Raw genomic sequence first — 16,975 nt, 5'->3', positions numbered from 1 at the left:
CTCGGACTCGGCCGCCGGCGCGGACCCCGCGCCGGCGGCCGAGTGCTCAGTACCCGACGTAGAACGTCGCGTCCTGCTGTTCGGTGCTGGTGGAGATCGGGTCGATCCGCAGCACGTAGTTGGAGTGCCGGATGTAGCGGGTCGGGTTGTTGTACGAACGGAACGACGCCCACGAGGAGTTGGCGAGACCTGCGGTGCGGTGGAACGTCGCGTCGGCGGCGAACGTCGACGTGCCGTCGTTCGCGTCCAGCTGCAACGCGTAGTTGTAGTGCCGCAGATACCGGGACGGGTAGTTCACCGACTGGAACGACACCCCGGACGAGTCGGCGAGGCCCGGCACCAGCTTCCACTGGGAGTCGGGGTACGGGTCGAAGGCGTAGGCGTCGATCCGGCCGACGTAGTTGCTGTGCCGGACGTAACGGTCCGGGTAGTTGTAGGACTTGAGCCGGTTCCAGGCCGGGGTGCCCCACTTGGCGATCAGGTTGTTGTACTCGGTCGTGGTGATCGGGTGGATCGTCAGGTGCTTGGAGTTGAGCGGCTGGGTGTAGAGCTTCTGGTCGAGGGCGGTCCAGGTGCCGGCGGCCAGACTGCTGGTCTGCCAGGCGTAGAAGACGCCGTTGGGGGACCAGGTGTCGCCCCACAGGTACCAAGTGGTGCTCGACGTCAGGGACTTGACCAGCGTCGGCGCCTCGGTGCCGCCGTGCGAGACGGCCGTGCTGAACTCGGTGAAGCTGCCCGGGTTCAGTGAGGTCGAACGGGCGCCGACCAGCGTCGAGTTCTTCTTGAAGTACAGGTAGTTGTAGCCGCCGACGCCGACCGCCATGTCGCCGTCGATGACATCGTAGCCGGGGTCGAAGAAGACCTGGGGGCTGCCCGCGGTCACGAAGTCGCTGGTGTAGTTGACCATGATGACGTTGTGGCCGCTGGAGTTCACGGCCGAGTAGATGACCGCGTACTGGCCCCGGCCGGCGTCCCAGAACGCCTCCGGCGCCCAGCTGTGGGTGTTCATGTCGTGCAGCTTGATGCGCCGGTAGCCGGTGAAGGTGCGCAGGTCGGTGGAGTCCCAGACGTGGATGTACTGGCTGACGTACGTCCAGTCGGTGCCGTACAGGTCGGTGGCGAGCACCACGAACGTGCCGTCCTGCTTGCGCAGGATGAACGGGTCGCGCAGCCCGCCCGAGCCGGCGGTGGGGGTGGCGACGGGGGCGTTCTGGTTGAGCGGGGTCCACTGGAGGCCGTCGGTGCTGACGGCCAGGTGCAGACCGTAGTTGGCGGCCAGCATGTCCGGGGACTCGGTGAAGTACCCCATGACGTACGCCGAGTCGGCGGCGTGCGCGGTCCCGGCGCCGAGCGCCAGCGCACCGGTCGCGGCGAGCGGCGCGGCGGCGGCCATGCCGAGGAGGCGACGGCGGGAGAGGTGGGGAGCGGGGGGCGGCTCTGCGGGCATGCGACTCTCCAGATGGTCGATATGTCGAACGAGGTTCGACGAGGCGAATGGAAAGTAGAGGGGCGGGAGTTACCCGTCAATCACTCCGGCACGGTTGGCGGATTTCCGCCGTTTCCCTGTGAGCTAGCCCTGCTTGGCGGAGGCGATGAGCAGGTCGAGGAGGGCGATCAGGACGTCTCGGGACGAGGTGCGTTCGCGGGCGTCGCAGAGGAGCACCGGGACGTCGTCCGGCAGGGCGAGGGAGTCGCGGATCTCTTCGGGCGGGTAGGGGTGGCTGCCGTCGAAGCCGTTGACGGCGACGACGAAGGGGATGTCCCGGCGTTCGAAGAAGTCGATGGCGGCGAAGCTCGACTCCGGCCGGCGGACGTCGATGAGGACCACCGCGCCGAGCGCGCCGACGGCCAGGTCGTTCCACATGAACCAGAAGCGCTGCTGGCCGGGGGTGCCGAACAGATACAGCACCAGCCGGTCGTTGAGGGTGATCCGGCCGAAGTCCAGGGCGACCGTGGTGGCCTTCTTCTGCTCGATCCCGGCCAGGTCGTCGACGCCCAGGCCCGCCACGGTCAGCGGTTCCTCCGTGCGCAGCGGCACGATCTCACTGACCGACCCGACCATCGTGGTCTTGCCGACGCCGAACCCGCCGGCGATGAGGATCTTCACGGTGTCGGGCGCTTCAGAGCCGGCCAAGGCCGTCCCTCACTTTCTGCAGGAGGTCCAGGTCCAGGGTGCGGTCGGTGACGGGGTGCGGCGGATGGACGGTGATCAGGCCCGCCTCCAGCAGGTCGCAGAGCATGATGACGACCACGCTCACCGGCAGGTCGAGCAGCGCGGCCAGCTCCGCCACCGCCACCGGACGGGCGCACCGGCGCAGGATGCGCGCCTGCTCCGGCTGCGGGCGCGGTGCGTGATCAGGCGGCGGATCCACCGCAGTCACCGTGGCGATGAGGGTGAAGCAGGCGCGGCTGGGCCGGGTCCGTCCGCCGGTCAGGGTGAACGGCCGTACCAGCCGGCCCGCCACCGCGTCGCTTTCGCTCACCTCACGCGCCGGTGGGACCGAGACCGCTCCGCGGTGCCGCGCTGAGATGCTCGCCGATCTTCTTCACCAGCATGTTCATCTGGTACGCCACCACGCCGACGTCGGCGTTCGGCCCGGTCAGCACGACGAGATGGGCGCCGGGACCGGCCGAGGTCAGTATCAGGAAGCTGTTGGCCATCTCGATCAGCGCCTGCCGCACCGGCCCGCCCCGGAAGTCCATGCTGACGCCCTTGCTGAGGCTCATCAGCCCGGACGCGGTCGCCGCCAGCCGTTCGGCGTCGTCGCGCAGGAACCCGGTGGACTTGCTGACCACCAGCCCGTCGTCGGAGAGCACCACGGCCTGCGTGACGTCCGCGACCCGGTCCACGAGGCCGGTGAGCAACTGGTCCAGCGCGGTGTGCGTGGCGGGGGTGGGGCGTGTCATGGCGATGTCCTTCATGAGCGGTCGGCGTGGGGAGTGGTGGGCACGGCGGGTTCGGCCGCGTCCCGGGCCTGGAGCGTGCCGCGCTGGAACCCGGCGAGCGAGGAGGCGGCATGCTCCGCGGTGAAGCCGTCGGGGTCGTCGTCGGCGACGACCGGCGCCTCCTCGCGGAGCTCCACGGCCAGACTGGTCTGGGGGACGCGCCGGGGGAGGGGAGAGGGGGCGGCGGAGGCGACGGGTGCGACGGCTGCGGCGGGTTCGGGCCGTTCGGAGGTCTCCGGTTCACGGGCGGGCTTCTCCGCCGGGGCACCGCCGTCCTCCTCCCGCACCAGCACCTCGTGCGGGATCAGCACGATCGCTGTCGTCCCGCCGTACGGCGACGAGCGCAGCGTCACCGCGATGCCGTGCCGGTCGGCGAGCTGGGCGACGACGAACATGCCGAGCCGCAGGTCGTCGGCCAGGGCCACCACGTCGAACTTGGGCGCCTCGGCCAACTGGGCGTTGAACGAGGCGTAGTCCTCCTCCGACATGCCGAGGCCGCGGTCCTCGATCTCGACGGCCAGGCCCTTGGCGACGACCGTCGCCCGCACCCCGACAGGGCTGGGCGCCGGGGAGTACAGCGTGGCGTTCTCTATGAGTTCGGCCAGCAGATGGATCACGTCGGCCACGGCGGGCGGCGCCAGCGACAGTTCCTCGTCGGTGTGCACCTCCACCCGCTGGTACTCGGCGACCTCACCGACCGCGCTGCGCAGGATGTCGACGACCGCCACGGGCTCGGTCCAGCTGCGCCGGGGCTGCCCGCCGCTGATGATGACGAGGTTCTCCTCGTACCGCCGCAACTGGCTCGCCGTGGAGTCGAGTTCGTACAGGCCCGCGAGGACGTCGGGGTCCTGGTGCCGGCGTTCGAGGGTGTCGAGGCGGCTGAGCTGGAGGTTGACCAGGTTCTGGCTCTGCCGGGCGATGCCGAGGATGACCTTCTGGAAACCCCGCCGGGTGTCGGCGAGTTCGACGGCGGTCTCCACGGCCGTACGCTGCGCGGTGTTGAACGCCCTTGCCACCGCGCCGAGTTCGTCGGAGCCGTAGTCCAGTTCCGGTGCGGCCCGGTCCACGTCGACCTTCTCGCCCCGGTCGAGGCGGGCCACCACGTCGGGCAGCCGCTCCTGGGCGAGGCTCAGGGTGGCGACCCTGAGGCCGCGCAGCCGACGGGACAGGGAGCGGGTGATCCGCCAGGACATGCCGACGCACAGCAGCAGCGCGACCAGCCCGCCGGCACTGAGCGAGGCGGCCGTCAGCAGCAGGTCGTCGGCCTTGTCGGCGCTGCGCGTGAGCAGCCCCGAGGTCTGCTGCTGGATGAGGACCGAGTAGCGGGCGGACACCGTGTCCAGCGCCGCCGTCCAGCGTTTCTGCGCGTCGGGCAGCGCGACCCGGCCGTCGGCGCCGGCCGGGCGGGCGGCGAGCACCTGGTCCTCGACGGACAGCAGGGTCTGCCACTCCTTGCTCCCGAGGATGCGCTCGGTCTCCGCCTTCGCCTCACCGGTCAGCGCGGGCACGATCTGGTCCTGGACCAGCCAGCGGCGGGTGTTGACCAGCTGGACGAACTGCGTCCAGGCCTTCTCGTCCAGATGGCCGTTCGGCCAGGCGAGCGTCAGCTGGGCGTCCTCCTGCGAGGTCAGCTCCGCCGCGTGCTCCAGGGCGACGAGCGGCCCCGCCTGTGAGGTGAGGTCGCCGTCGTCGACCTGGGAGAGCTCCTGGAAGGCGTGGATCTGGCCGTCGACGATCGACGTGTACTGGTCCAGGACCTGTTCGGCGGGGATGTCGGCGGGGTCGTCCACCTGGTCGCGGTAGTACTCCAGGCTGCCCAGCGAGGCGACCACCGAGTACAGTCGTTCCGCGACCCGGTCGGGTGCCCGCTGGATCTCCTCGGAGCGGGCGACGAGCTTGGCGACCGCCTTGTCCGTCTCGGCGCGCTGCCGGTCCAGGGCCGCCCGGGAGCCGGGCACCCTGGCCAACCAGGCGGCGGACTGGGCGCGTTCACCCTGGAGCGCGAGCGTGGCCTCGGTGCCCATGGCGCCCGTGGACCGGCTCAGCTCCGTCTGCGAGCGCAGCCTGAGGCCCTCGGAGAACATCTGGGTCGTCGTCACACCCCACATGGCGGCGAGGGTGACGCTGGGCACCAGCGCCAGCAGGATCAGGGAGAGCCGTATGGAGCCGAGACGGCGCCGGCGCCGGGGGCCTGTCCGGTCAGACATGGTCTTCCTTGGACGATCAACGGGGAGGGGGAGGTGGGGAGTTCGAGCGGAGAAAGGGGTGCGTTCAGCGGGTTCCGGCGGCGGCGAACTTCGCCACGGCGGCGACATTGCTCCGGGTCACGAACGCGGGACCGGTCAGCACGGGTTCCACCCCGCCGCCGCTGACGTTGCCGTTGGTGCGGTACAGCCACAGCGAGTCGACCGCGAGATAGCCCTGGAGATACGGCTGTTGGTCCACCGCGAACTGCACGGACCCGTTCTGCACGGCCCGGGCCAGGTCCTTGTTGAGGTCGAAGGTGGCGACCCGGGCTCTGCTGCCCGCCGCCTTCACCGAGTCGACCGCGTCCAGCGCGAACTGCGCGCCCATCGTGACGACTTCGTCGATGCCGGGGTCCTGCCGCAGCCGGGCGGTGAGGACGGCGTCCACGGCCTTGGCGTCGGTGCCCTCCACATAGAGGTTCTCGGTCTCGCCGCCGAACGTCTTCTTCACCCCGGCGCAGCGCGCCTCCAGCGCGACATTGCCCCGCTCGTGGATGACGCACAGCGCGTGCTTGGCCTTCAGCGCGTCGAGCTTGTCCCCGACGGCGGCGCCCGCGACGCTCTCGTCCTGACCGAAGTACTGCAACAGCCCCTGCGACTTCCAGGCGTCGATACCGGAGTTGAGCCCGACGACGGGTATGCCCGCCGCCCGCGCCTCGGCGACCGGGGCCTTCATCGCGTTCGGCTTGGCCAGCGTCACCGCGATGCCGTCCACCCGCTCCCCGATCGCGTCCCGCACCAACTGGGCCTGCCGGGCCGGGTCGGAGTCGCTCACGTACGTCAGCTCGACCCCGTCCTTCGCGGCCGCCGCCTCCGCCCCCTTGCGCACCAGCTCCCAGAAGGCGTCCCCCTCACCGCCGTGGGTGACCAGCACTACCTTCATCGCCCCTTCGGCCCCCGATCCGAGCCGCGCGTCGGCGGAACCGGAACCGGAAGCGGAACCCGAAGCGGAACATCCGGCGAGCAGCAGGAGGGCGGCGGCGGTCGCGACGGCGAGACGCACGGACGCGCCGGATCCGGAGGATGCCTGAGGTGGGGGAGTGGTGATCATGAGGGTGCGGCACCTCACTGTGCGGCCGAGCAGGTGGAACGCGAAAGCGAGGCCGAAACGCGGGTGTGCGCCGACCTGTTGAACTTTCACTGGTCCGGAGCCAACCGTGTGTGACCGCCGGTAGTCAAGTGATCAGCCGCTTGTAGTGACTTCTCGGTGCCGCATCGTGATGGTCGACGGCGAGCGGGGGCGGTCTCAGCCGTACGACAGGTTCGAGCAGGGGTTGTCGTCCGCCGACCGGGCGCCGTCCGCGACCGCGCTGGGCACGGCCGTCGGGGACGCGGTGGGTGTGGTCGCGTACGACTGGCCGAGTACGACGCTGATGCCGGCGCCCGTGACGGACTCCAGGGTGGCGCCCGGGAAGGCCGCGGCGACCGTGCGGGCCTGGGACTCTTCGCCGGGGCCGTACTCGACGAGGGTGGTGGGGTGGTCCTGGCTCGTCGCGGTCGCCGTGCCGGTGACGGTGAAGCCGTCGGAGGTGAGCGCGGCGGCGGCGCGGGCGGCGAGGCCGGTGACCGTGGTGCCGTTGTAGACGCCGACATCGATGCCGGCACCGGACACGGGGGTGGCGGAGGCCGCCGGCGTCTTCTGCTTCCCCGTGGCGTTCTTGCCGTCGATCGTGCGGTCGGACTTCAGGGCCGCCCACAAGGCGTCGGCGTCCGGTTCGACGATCGCGACGCGCGAACCGTCGTACCGCCAAGGGAGGGTGACGAACTTGGTGTTGTGCAGGTCGACGTCCTTCAGGGACATCGCGAAGGAGATGAGCTTGTCGGCGGAGCCGAGGCCGGTGTCGACGGTGAGGGACTTCGTCGCGGCGTCGGCGAGCGGCAACAGGTGGGTCGGGGTGAGCCCGTTGCTCTTCACTTCCTTCAACAGGCTTGCCACGAACGCCTGTTGGCGCTTGATGCGGCCGATGTCGGAGCCGTCGCCGATGCCGTGCCGGATGCGGACGTAGTCCAGCGCCTTCTGCCCGGAGACGGTCTGCACGCCCTTCTTGAAAAGCAGCTTGCCCGGCGTGGTCCGGTGCGGATTGAGATCCTTCTGGTAGACGTCCTGCGGCAGGCACACCTTCACCCCGCCCACCACCTCCGTCAGCCGGGCGAAACCCTTGAAGTCGACGACGACCGTGTGGTCCACACGCAGTCCGGTGAGGTGCTCGACGGTGTTCTGGGTGCAGGCCGGGTTGCCCTTGGCGGTCTCGCCCACCGAGTAGGCCTCGTTGAACATCGTGTCGGTCCGCGTCTTCGTCCAGCTGCCGTCGGGCAGCTCGCAGGGCGGGATCGTGACCAGGGTGTCGCGGGGGATGGAGACCGCGAGCGCGTGCCGGTGGTCGGCGTAGACGTGCAGCAGGAGCGTGGTGTCGGAGCGCCCTATGTCGTCCTTGTTCCCGCCGCCGAGCGCCGCGTTGCCGTCGGTGCGCGCGTCGGAGCCGATGAGCAGGACGTTCTCACCCTTGGAGGAGCCGGCTCGGGGCCGGTCGTCGGAGACGCCGCCCGAGTCGAAGGTGCTGATGTTCCCGTCCAGCTTCAGATAGAGCCAGCCCGCGCCGGCGGTCGCGAGGACCAGCAGCGAGAGGCAGACGACGAGCGCGACGCGTATCCGGCGACCTCGGCGGCGGCCCTGGCGGCGGCCCGCCCGGCGACGCCCGCCGGGTCGCTCCTGCCGGTGCCGCTGGGGTGCCGGCCTCCCTGCACTGGTGATCGTCATCCGCGCCCTTTTTGCAAATTGCTGGGATTTGTCGCCTAAGCCCCGGTTGTACAGTTGCGCACGACAGCAACCGTCAGCCGACGGGCGGCGGCCGCCGCAAGTGTGCGCGACCGACGTAAGAGCGAGTTGAGAACTCGGGCTAGAGAAAGGGCGCGGCCGTGCTGCGTAACGGACTGGAACCCTGGCACCTGCTGATAGTGGCGATCGTCGTGATCGTGCTGTTCGGCTCGAAGAAGCTGCCCGACACCGCGCGGGCGCTCGGCAGGTCCATGCGCATCCTCAAGAGCGAGGCGCAGGCGATGAAGGACGAGTCCGCGACGGCGACCACTACGCCGGTGGCGCCCGTGGAGACGTCCGCCGCCGCGCAGTCGCAGTGAGTACGTCAGCCGAGGCGCACCGGCAGTGACCGGTGGCCGTGGGAGATGAACGAGTCCACCGGCTCCAGCTCCCCCGGCGCCACGGCGAGCGCGAGCCCCGGGAAGCGGGCGAACAGCGCGGGCAGCGCGACGCGCGCCTCCAGGCGGCCGAGCGGGGCGCCCAGGCAGTGATGGACGCCGTACCCGAAGGCCAGGTGGTCCTTGTCGGCCCGGGTGACGTCGAAGACGTCCGCGTCCTCGCCGTGGTGCCCCGGGTCGCGTCCGGCGGCGGCGTACGCGGCGAGGATCGCCTCGCCCGCACGGATCACGGCGCCCTCGGGGCCGCCCAGCTCGGCCAGGTCCAGGTCCGTCACGGCGTACCGCAGCGGCAGGCTCGCCACCGCTGCCTCGGCGCGCAGGGTCTCCTCGATCACGTCGTCCCAGGAGGCCTGCCCGGCGCGGACCAGCGCGAGCTGGCCGGGGTGGGTGAGCAGGGCGTGGACCGCGTTGTCGAGCAGGTTCACCGTGGTCTCGTGACCGGCGCTGACCATGAGCACGAGGGTGTCGAGCAGCTCCTGCTCGCTGAGGTGGGCGCCGTCGTCGTCATGGGTCGCGATCAGCGCGGAGGTGAGGTCGTCGCCGGGCAACGCCCGCTTGGTCTCGACGAGTTGATGCATGGCGGCGTAGAAGCGGGCGTAGATGTCGGCCACTTCGGCGGCGTCGGCCGAGGTGTGGAAGACGCCGTCCACGACGGCGCGTAGCTCCGGCCCCTGCTCCTCCGGGAGCCCTAGCAGCTCCCCGATGACCTGGATGGGCAGCGGATAGCAGAACTCCTCGCGCAGATCGACGACTTGACGGTCCCCGCCGGCCTCGGTCACACGGTCGAGCAACCCGTCGGTGATGGCTTCGACGCGGGGGCGGAGAGCGGCGGTACGGCGTGCGGTGAACGCCTTCGCGACGAGGTTGCGCAGGCGTTTGTGGTCGGGGCCGTACGCCGTGAACATGTTCTGCACGGCGACCCAGGTGAACAGCGGCCAGTCCGGGGAGACCTCGCCGTCGATCCAGCGCGGCCAGTGCTGCCGCGCGTCCTTCGACACCCGCGGATCGGCGAGCAGCCGCCGCAGCAGCGCGGGGCTGCTGACGGCCCAGGCGGGCACGCCGTGCGGCAACTCGACGGGCGCGACGGGACCACGCTCCCTGATCCGCGCGGCTTCACCATGGATGTCCCGCCCGCTCGCATCGATGACGACGGGATCCTTGAACTCCATCGAACTCCCCCTGTCCCGTGAGCTCCCGGTCCCCCCGCCTGTTCGGGGGCGCCCGGCCAGCACGACACGACCACACGACCTACCCCGAGCGGCGGTGCGCCACGGTCACGCTAGGGGGCGGGGAGCGGGGCGCGCGAGGGCGCGTGGGGGGTCTGGCCGGAATGGGGTGGTGAGGGCGTAAAGGGTGGGGGGTAGGGAGAGCGGGCGGGAATACCTACCCCCGCCGCTCCTCGGCTTACGCCTGGCTCCATCCACCGATCAGCGTCAGTGAGCCGGCGGGGGCTTGCGGGCCTCCGGGCTGGGGACAGGCCGGGTCTTACCGTTTTCCACGGGGGCGGAAGGGTTCGCTTCGCTCTCCGCGCGGGCGGGCTGACCGGCCTCCGCATGGCGGCAGGGGGTTCCGCTCTCCGGCGGGGGCAGGCGAGCTTGCCCTCCTCCGTGTGGGGGCAGACGGGTTCGCTCCGCTCTCCGGGCGGGGCGGGCGGGCTGACCGTGCTCCACTCTGCGGCAAGACCTCTTGCCGCTCTCCGCGGGGGCAGGGGGCTTGCCGTCCACCCCCTCGGCGGCAGGAGGTTGCAGCCGCTCTCCGCGCGGGATCAGGCCGGTTCCCGCCCTCCTCCCTACAGGGTCAGGCGGGTTCCCGCCGGGCTTCGCCGACAGTCAGGCTGGCGCCAGCCCTGTTTGTGTGGCGTCAGGTCAGCGTCTGCCCCGCTTCGCGTGCAGTCAGCCGATGCCAGCCCCGCCCGCGGGCAACCGCCGGTGTCAGCCCCGCCCGAGTGCAGTCCTGCCGCTCCGCCCGCCGCGAGTCATCCGGGCGTCTTTCCCGCGCCCGTAAGCCTCAAGCAGGTTCCCCCGCCTTCGGCCCCACACCCCCCAGCGAGCCCATCGGCGCCGTCGTCTTCGCTGCTCTTGCTGCCTTGCGGCGTTTTCTGCGGCTGATCCTGGGTTCCTGGTCCGGGAGCCAGCCGAAGGTCAGGCAGCTGCCCACGACTCCGAGGAGGAGGCCGATGAAGAAGCCGCCGAGGTTCGAGGTGAGCCAGGTGCCCAGGGCGAGCAGGACGCCGGTGATCGAGTAGAAGAGCCGTTGGGTGGGGTTGAACAGGATCAGCAGCCCCAGCAGCAGCATCAGCGCCGGCAGGAGATAGCCGGCCAGGCCCTGCATGCCGATGTGCAGGACGACCTTCAGCGACGCCTTCTCGGTGAGCAGGATCTCCGCCCCGCCCAGGGCGAGCAGCAGCCCGCCCCAGAACGGACGGTCGGCCCGCCACTTGCGGAAGGCCGACCGCACTCCCCGACGCGGGGTGTCCGTGTCCGACATCAGCAACCCGAGCTGCTGAAGCTGAGCTTGAGGCCCGGAAGCTTGAAGACACCGGCCGTCGTCGCGTAGTTGGTCTGCCGCAGGTTGGCGATGTGCACCGTGTCCGACTGCTGGCTGAACACCCCGATCGGGCCCTTGACCCCGGCCTTGGTGAGCGTGCTGGCGTCGTTGCCGATCTCGATGTTCTTGAAGTCGGCGTCACCGGACAGCTCGGTGGAGTCGGTGGTCAGGTCGGTCGCCTGCACCTTCTGCGACCCGCTGCCCGCCTTGATGAGCAGGTTGGTGCCACCGAGGTCGACGCTCTGGCAGAGGCTGTCCAGCGTCGCGTTCTTGATCGCGGAGGTGACCACCAGCACCTGGCCCCCGGTGTCACCGGCGTTCGGGCTGTTCTCCGCCATGTTGTCGAGGCCGCCGAACTGCTCGAAGCCGGTGCCGTTCAGCTCCTTCGCGGTGACCGTGAACGGCATGCCGGAGATCGCGAACTGCACGCCCAGCGCGCCCTCCGCGGTCAGCACCGCCAGCGTGGCGGCGACCAGCGTGGCCGGCACGGCCATCACGGCGGCCCGGCGCGCGCGGACCCGCCCGCGTCTGACCGGCTCCGGCGCGGAACCGCTTTCCGCGTTCTCTGGTGTGTTGTCGGCGGCCGAAGTGGCGTCCGAAGACGAGGCCATGTGTGCTCCCAGGGCATAGACAGTGCGGTCTGGCATCAAATGGCACGTTGTCCTGGCGCGGACAGCGCAGGCGGCGCGCGACCCCTCGCAACTCCCGGCGGCTGCAAGGGCTTTCTCGTACTCCGCAGTAGCCGCCGAGGAAGTTACCGGTGGTTACATTTAAGGGTCAAGGGAGTTGTGAAAAAAGGGTGTTGGTTGTGACCCGCCTGTGGGGCGAAGCATGCTGAGGCGCCGCGCCACTATTTGACTGTCCGTCAACTGGCCTTCCACTGCTTGACGTTGACTGAGCATCAGGTCTACAACTTGCCCTGGCTCGACCCGGATCCGTGGCGCCGGATCCACCGCGCGGCACTGCCCGCGCCTCCCGGACGTCCTGTCCGTCTCCGGGCACCCCCCGTGCCCGTCTCCTCCCCCTGGCACCCGCACGGTCGCTTCCCCCCTGGTCCGTGCCGGGTCGCCGCCTCCCGCCCGGCCCGGCCGGGGATCACCCCACGTTCCCCGGCCGGTGACCGGTCGGCTGCCGTCGTCGGTCCGTGACGTACGGAGAAGGCGTCACGGGCCGACGCCGGCGGACGCCGCGCCGCGTCCACACCCCCCACCCGGAAACCCACCGGAGACCCCCAACCCCCTTTACCCCCCAACCCCTTAACCCCCCACAACCCTCAACCCCCCACAACCCTCAACCCCCCTCACCTCGGAAAAGAGGCATCCCCGCATGCGTACGCGTTCCCTGCTCACCCTCACCGCCGCCGTCGCCGCCTTCGCCCTGTCGGGCGTGAGCCCCGCGTCGGCCGCCGACAACGTCCTGACCACCGGCTCCGCGGGCGGCGACGCCGTCGCCACCAACTCCACGGTCACCGCGTCGCTGGCCGACGGCACCACCGCGACGCTCTACTCCAGCGCGACCGGCAGCACCGGCATCACCTGCACGACCTCGCAGTTCACCGCGACGGTCGACAGCAACCCGACCGCTCCCGGAACCGCCTCCGAGACCCTCACCGGGCACACCTTCAGCAACTGCACCTCGAACAACGTGGGCGTCACCGGCGTCACCAGCGTCACGGTCAACAACCTGGCGTACACCACCACCGTGGCCTCCGACGGCACCGTCACCGTGACCCCGGGCAGCGCCGGCGCCATCCAGACCACCGTCGTCCTCAGGACCCTGCTCGGCAGCGTCACCTGCGTCTACCAGGCGACGAACGGCAGCCTCGCCGGCACGGCCGCCAACGCCGACAACAGCATCCAGTTCACCAACCAGCAGTTCACCAGGAGCTCCGGCTCCTCGCTCTGCCCGAGCAGCGGCTTCTGGACCGCGAAGTACGCCCCGGTCAGCACCTCCGACGGTGCTGCGGTGTTCGTCAACTGACCCTCGTACGACCGGCGTTCAGCGTCGACGCAGACGCAGCGCCAGGGCGGCGCCCCCGGTGAGCACCAGCACCGCGGCGGCGCCGCCCGCCACCATGGGAGCGGACGGTCCCGCATCAGAGGTTTCCGTGGCGGCCACCGGTGCGGTGCCGGCGCCCGAGGCCGTCGTACGGGGCTCGGCGCTCGGCGTCGGGCTCTTGGTCGTACGGGCCTTCGCGGCGCCACTCGAAGCCGACTTCGAGGCCGAAGCCGATGCCGAAGGCGACGGCGTCGGCCTCGCGCTCTGCTCGGCCTTGTCCTTCGCCGCCGGGAACACCACGTCCGAGCACGAGTAGTACGTGTCCGGCGTGCTCGTGTTCTGCCAGATCGTGTAGAGCACATGGCGGCCCGTACGGTCCGACGGCAGCGTCGCGCGGAGGCGGTACGCGCCGCCCGTCAGCGCCGGGTCCTTGACCGTGGCGAACGGCCGCTCGGGCAGGTCGGACCAAGTGAGCGGCTTCGTCGGGTCGTAGCCGGGCTTGGTGAGGTAGAGCTTGAAGCTTCCCGTGTGCGGGATCGTCGAGGCGTACTTCATCGTCAGCGTCGCGCCCGGCGTCAGATGCGTGGAGGGCCAGTCCGCGCGGGCCAGGTCGAGGCCCTTGTAGGCGGGCAGGCCACCGCTGCACAGCTCGCCGTCGGGGACGGTCTGCCGGTCGCGGCCGTTCACGTTCGCGACACGCAGGTTGTCCCAGGCCGTGAAGGGCGCCCCGTTCGCGGCGACGGCGGCCCGGCAGGCCGTGGACTGCGCCCGGTCGCCGCCCTCGGGGGAGCAGGCGTACACCCGGCTCACCGGATCGGTCGGCGCGCCGTGCGCCTGTGCCGGGGCGGCCGCCCAGACGGTGGCCAGGAGCGGTGCCACGACCGTCAGGGCGGCGATGCGGTATGCGGTCATCCGGGACATCCGGAACGTCTCCTCGGCCGGCGCGGGAACGGTTTGCTCCCGTGCAGTACGGAAACCGGCCCCGGCGCGTTCACCGCGGGCGGTGGCTGCGAATGTGGGGGACATCGGCCGCAAAAGGGTGCATCGGCCCCCAACTCCCGGACGGCGAGGGTGGGTTTCCGGCCGGATCGAGGGTTTCCCCTGTATTCACATGACCAGCCCTTTGCCTATCGTTCAGGCCACAGCCGACCCACAGGTAACCCCCTCCCTGGTCCGCTGGCGCTCGGCCGGTCCCACGCCGCTTTTCGACCCACCCCCCGCCGCTTCACCGACGAAGCGATCCCCCCGCTGCTCCGCGCTGCCCGGAGTACGGCCACGAAAGGCAAAGCCCTTGCGTACCTCGCCCTCCCCCCGACGGAAGATGATCTCCGTCGCCGCGGTCTCGGCCGCGCTGTTCACGGCGGCCACCGCCACGGTGGCCACGGCCCAGGAAGCCGCCGCCCCGAAGGCAGCCGCCGTGCCCACCGCCCAGACCGAGGCCGCCCCCGGAGTCACCGCCGAGCGGCTCATCGTCGGCTACAAGTCCGGTGCCACCGAGGCGAAGTCGAACAAGGCCGCCGAGGCCGACGCCACCGCCAAGGGCAAGGAGGCCGGCGAGGACGTCGACTTCCAGCGCCGCCTCGGCACCGGTGCCGCCCTGGTCGACCTGGGCGCCGATGCCACCCGCGCGGACGTCGCCGACGTCGTGGCCGAGTACAAGGCCGACCCGCAGGTCGCCTACGTCGTACCGGACCGCCTGAACAAGCCGCAGGCCGACCCGAACGACACCGAGTACGCCAAGCAGTGGGACCTGTTCGAGGCCACGGCCGGCATGAACGTCCCCGGCGCTTGGTCCACCGCGACCGGCTCCGGCGTGACCGTCGCCGTCATCGACACCGGCTACGTCGCCCACACCGACCTCGCCGCGAACATCGTCGCCGGCTACGACTTCATCTCCGACACCGCGGTCTCGGTGGACGGCGACGGCCGCGACTCCAACCCGGCCGACCCGGGCGACTACTACGCGGCCAACGAGTGCGGCTCCGGCATCCCGGCGTCCAACTCCTCCTGGCACGGCACCCACGTGGCCGGCACCATCGCCGCGGTCACCAACAACAGCAAGGGCATCGCCGGCATCGCCTACGGCGCGAAGATCTCCCCGCTGCGTGTGCTCGGCAAGTGCGGCGGCTACGACTCCGACATCATCGACGCCATCACCTGGGCGTCCGGCGGCACCGTCTCGGGTGTGCCCGCCAACGCCAACGTCGCCAAGGTCATCAACATGAGCCTGGGCGGCGACGGTGCCTGCACCAGCGCGACCCAGAGCGCCATCACCGCCGCCGTGAACCGCGGTACGACCATCGCCGTCGCCGCGGGCAACGACAACGACAACGTCGCGAACCACTCGCCGGGCAACTGCAACAACGTCATATCCGTGGCCGCCACCAACCGGACCGGCGCGAAGGCCTCGTACTCCAACTACGGCTCCCTGGTGGACATCTCGGCCCCCGGCGGCCAGACCAGCACCGGTACCGCCAACGGCATCCTGTCCACGCTGAACTCCGGCACCAAGACGCCGTCGACCGAGAACTACGCCTACTACCAGGGCACCAGCATGGCCACCCCGCACATCGCGGGCCTCGCCGCGCTGCTGAAGTCGGCCAACTCCTCGCTGACCCCGGCCCAGATCGAGTCGGCCATCAAGACCAACGCCCGCGCCCTGCCCGGCGCTTGCTCGGGCGGCTGCGGCGCCGGCCTCGCGGACGCCGCGAAGACCGTGGCCGCCGTCAGCGGTGGCGGTACGACGACGGGGACGACGTACTCCAGCACCTCCGCCGTCGCCATCCCGGACAACAGCTCGGCGATCGAGTCCGCCATCACGGTCAGCGGCCGTACCGGCAACGCCCCTTCGGCCCTCAAGGTCGCCGTCGACATCACCCACACCTACCGCGGTGACCTGGTGATCAGCCTCGTCGCCCCGGACGGCACGGTCTACGCCCTGAAGTCCGCCAGCTCCTCGGACTCCGCGGACAACGTCAACACCACCTACACCGTGGACGCTTCGAGCGAGACGGCCAACGGCACCTGGAAGCTGCGCGTCCAGGACACCGCGGCCCAGGACACGGGCACGCTCAACAGCTGGAAGCTGACTTTCTGAGTCACTCCCGCCGAACGGGCGGGCCGACCGGTGCGGATGGGGCACCGGTCGGCCCGCCTTTTTCTGTACTGAGCGACCGGTTTTATAAACGTCCATTGCGTCCTACACGCAAGCGGTGAATAAGTTGTGGGAGGTCTGAAGACTGAAGGGAATTGGGGTGCCCTCGAATGGCCGTCGTACGGTGAGATATCGTGTACGGGGAGTAAGAAACAAACGGCATGGCCTGTTCTTTTCGGGTCCTGCTCTCTCGCCCCCAGGAGAGTCCCATCGATGGCTAGGCAGTTACGCGCCGAGCAGACCCGATCGGCGATCATCGCGGCCGCCGCGGACCTGTTCGACCGGCAGGGTTACGAGTCGACCAGTCTGAGCGACATCGTCGAGCACGCCCAAGTCACCAAGGGTGCCCTCTACTTCCACTTCGCGGCGAAACAGGATCTCGCTCACGCCATTCTGGAGCTTCAGTCCAGAACCCTGCGCCGGGTGGCGGCGGATATGGACAGCCGCGGCCATTCCCATCTCGAAGCCCTGATCCGCACCACCTTCGGGATCGCGCGACTGTCCGTCGAAGGCCCCGTCCCCAGGGCCGGACTCCGGCTGGCCACCGGCGGACTCGACGTACCGCCGCCGCTCACGCACCCTTTCGAGGAATGGCTCGACATCACCACCCGCAAACTCCTCGGCGCCGTCAAGGACGCCGACCTCCATCCGGACATCGATGTCGAAGCCGCAGCTCACTCCCTGGTCTGCTCCCTCGTCGGCACCCGGGTCGTCGGCCGTTCCCTGGAACCCGTCACCCGGCAGCCGCGCCGGCTGGCCGAGCTGTGGCACCTCCTGATCCGCGGCATGGTGCCGGTGCCCCGCCGCGCCCGCTATCTGAGCCTCGCTACCCAGCTGGAGCGGGAGATCAGAATCCCCTGACAGGGGCGGT

15 protein-coding genes are annotated in these 16,975 nt (G+C 70.4%); 4 read left to right on the top strand and 11 right to left on the bottom strand.

What is annotated here, in order from left to right; genetic code table 11:
* Positions 1–46: 46 nt before the first annotated feature.
* From IQ210_RS20720 to IQ210_RS20690, 7 genes are all read right to left on the bottom strand, one after another.
* On the bottom strand, positions 47–1,447 hold the full coding sequence (locus tag IQ210_RS20720) for a glycoside hydrolase family 43 protein (protein ID WP_194080553.1): 1,401 nt from the start codon (positions 1,445–1,447) through the stop codon (positions 47–49).
* Positions 1,448–1,570: 123 nt separating this feature from the next.
* On the bottom strand, positions 1,571–2,134 hold the full coding sequence (locus tag IQ210_RS20715) for a GTP-binding protein (RefSeq protein ID WP_194080552.1): 564 nt from the start codon (positions 2,132–2,134) through the stop codon (positions 1,571–1,573).
* A complete protein-coding gene (locus IQ210_RS20710; protein WP_194080551.1) occupies positions 2,121–2,483 on the bottom strand; it encodes a DUF742 domain-containing protein in 363 nt (120 codons plus the stop codon). The genes IQ210_RS20715 and IQ210_RS20710 overlap by 14 nt, the downstream gene beginning before the upstream one ends.
* 1 nt (position 2,484) lies before the next feature.
* Positions 2,485–2,907, bottom strand: a complete 423-nt coding sequence (locus tag IQ210_RS20705) for a roadblock/LC7 domain-containing protein (protein ID WP_194080550.1) — start codon at positions 2,905–2,907, stop codon at positions 2,485–2,487.
* Between the two features lie 11 nt (positions 2,908–2,918).
* Positions 2,919–5,153, bottom strand: a complete 2,235-nt coding sequence (locus IQ210_RS20700; RefSeq protein ID WP_194080549.1) for a sensor histidine kinase — start codon at positions 5,151–5,153, stop codon at positions 2,919–2,921.
* A gap of 64 nt (positions 5,154–5,217) precedes the next feature.
* Positions 5,218–6,243 (bottom strand): substrate-binding domain-containing protein, encoded by a 1,026-nt coding sequence (locus tag IQ210_RS20695; RefSeq protein ID WP_194080548.1) that lies wholly within the window; start codon positions 6,241–6,243, stop codon positions 5,218–5,220.
* 195 nt (positions 6,244–6,438) lie between these two features.
* The gene (locus tag IQ210_RS20690; protein ID WP_194080547.1) at positions 6,439–7,950 is read right to left on the bottom strand and encodes an LCP family protein; all 1,512 of its coding nucleotides are present in this window, start codon (positions 7,948–7,950) and stop codon (positions 6,439–6,441) included.
* 158 nt (positions 7,951–8,108) lie between these two features.
* On the opposite strand from IQ210_RS20690, the gene tatA reads away from it, so the two are divergent.
* Complete coding sequence (tatA, locus tag IQ210_RS20685; RefSeq protein ID WP_194080546.1) at positions 8,109–8,327, top strand: Sec-independent protein translocase subunit TatA; 219 nt, start codon at positions 8,109–8,111, stop codon at positions 8,325–8,327.
* A 5-nt stretch (positions 8,328–8,332) separates the two neighbouring features.
* Here tatA and IQ210_RS20680 read toward each other — a convergent pair whose 3' ends face one another.
* The 3 genes from IQ210_RS20680 to IQ210_RS20670 all read right to left on the bottom strand — a co-directional run bounded on the left by IQ210_RS20680 (position 8,333) and on the right by IQ210_RS20670 (position 11,563).
* Positions 8,333–9,574 (bottom strand): cytochrome P450 family protein, encoded by a 1,242-nt coding sequence (locus tag IQ210_RS20680; protein ID WP_194080545.1) that lies wholly within the window; start codon positions 9,572–9,574, stop codon positions 8,333–8,335.
* Between the two features lie 838 nt (positions 9,575–10,412).
* Positions 10,413–10,892: a DUF6114 domain-containing protein gene (locus IQ210_RS20675; RefSeq protein WP_194080544.1), complete on the bottom strand. Its 480-nt coding sequence runs from the start codon at positions 10,890–10,892 to the stop codon at positions 10,413–10,415.
* Positions 10,892–11,563, bottom strand: a complete 672-nt coding sequence (locus tag IQ210_RS20670) for a DUF6230 family protein (RefSeq protein WP_194080543.1) — start codon at positions 11,561–11,563, stop codon at positions 10,892–10,894. The genes IQ210_RS20675 and IQ210_RS20670 overlap by 1 nt, the downstream gene beginning before the upstream one ends.
* A gap of 715 nt (positions 11,564–12,278) precedes the next feature.
* Here IQ210_RS20670 and IQ210_RS20665 point away from each other — a divergent pair.
* Positions 12,279–12,932, top strand: a complete 654-nt coding sequence (locus tag IQ210_RS20665) for a Tat pathway signal sequence domain protein (RefSeq protein ID WP_194080542.1) — start codon at positions 12,279–12,281, stop codon at positions 12,930–12,932.
* Positions 12,933–12,950: 18 nt separating this feature from the next.
* Here IQ210_RS20665 and IQ210_RS20660 read toward each other — a convergent pair whose 3' ends face one another.
* A complete protein-coding gene (locus IQ210_RS20660; RefSeq protein WP_194080541.1) occupies positions 12,951–13,871 on the bottom strand; it encodes a lytic polysaccharide monooxygenase in 921 nt (306 codons plus the stop codon).
* Positions 13,872–14,241: 370 nt separating this feature from the next.
* Between IQ210_RS20660 and IQ210_RS20655 the strand changes: the two genes are divergently transcribed.
* Both IQ210_RS20655 and IQ210_RS20650 read left to right on the top strand, forming a co-directional pair.
* A complete protein-coding gene (locus IQ210_RS20655) occupies positions 14,242–16,047 on the top strand; it encodes a S8 family peptidase (RefSeq protein ID WP_194080540.1) in 1,806 nt (601 codons plus the stop codon).
* Between the two features lie 270 nt (positions 16,048–16,317).
* A complete protein-coding gene (locus tag IQ210_RS20650) occupies positions 16,318–16,965 on the top strand; it encodes a ScbR family autoregulator-binding transcription factor (protein WP_194080539.1) in 648 nt (215 codons plus the stop codon).
* The last annotated feature ends 10 nt before the right edge of the window (positions 16,966–16,975 follow it).

This window comes from Streptomyces justiciae (assembly GCF_015163075.1).
GTDB lineage: Bacteria > Actinomycetota > Actinomycetes > Streptomycetales > Streptomycetaceae > Streptomyces > Streptomyces justiciae.
This window is presented reverse-complemented; position numbering and strand designations above follow the sequence as displayed.

Coding starts and splice junctions, on each gene's coding strand:
- IQ210_RS20675 (WP_194080544.1), bottom strand. CDS start 10,892: ATGTCGGACACGGACACCCCGCGTCGGGGAGTGCGGTCGGCCTTCCGC.
- IQ210_RS20705 (WP_194080550.1), bottom strand. CDS start 2,907: ATGACACGCCCCACCCCCGCCACGCACACCGCGCTGGACCAGTTGCTC.
- IQ210_RS20690 (WP_194080547.1), bottom strand. CDS start 7,950: ATGACGATCACCAGTGCAGGGAGGCCGGCACCCCAGCGGCACCGGCAG.
- IQ210_RS20650 (WP_194080539.1), top strand. CDS start 16,318: ATGGCTAGGCAGTTACGCGCCGAGCAGACCCGATCGGCGATCATCGCG.
- IQ210_RS20660 (WP_194080541.1), bottom strand. CDS start 13,871: ATGTCCCGGATGACCGCATACCGCATCGCCGCCCTGACGGTCGTGGCA.
- IQ210_RS20720 (WP_194080553.1), bottom strand. CDS start 1,447: ATGCCCGCAGAGCCGCCCCCCGCTCCCCACCTCTCCCGCCGTCGCCTC.
- IQ210_RS20700 (WP_194080549.1), bottom strand. CDS start 5,153: ATGTCTGACCGGACAGGCCCCCGGCGCCGGCGCCGTCTCGGCTCCATA.
- IQ210_RS20695 (WP_194080548.1), bottom strand. CDS start 6,243: ATGATCACCACTCCCCCACCTCAGGCATCCTCCGGATCCGGCGCGTCC.
- IQ210_RS20665 (WP_194080542.1), top strand. CDS start 12,279: ATGCGTACGCGTTCCCTGCTCACCCTCACCGCCGCCGTCGCCGCCTTC.
- IQ210_RS20670 (WP_194080543.1), bottom strand. CDS start 11,563: ATGGCCTCGTCTTCGGACGCCACTTCGGCCGCCGACAACACACCAGAG.
- IQ210_RS20680 (WP_194080545.1), bottom strand. CDS start 9,574: ATGGAGTTCAAGGATCCCGTCGTCATCGATGCGAGCGGGCGGGACATC.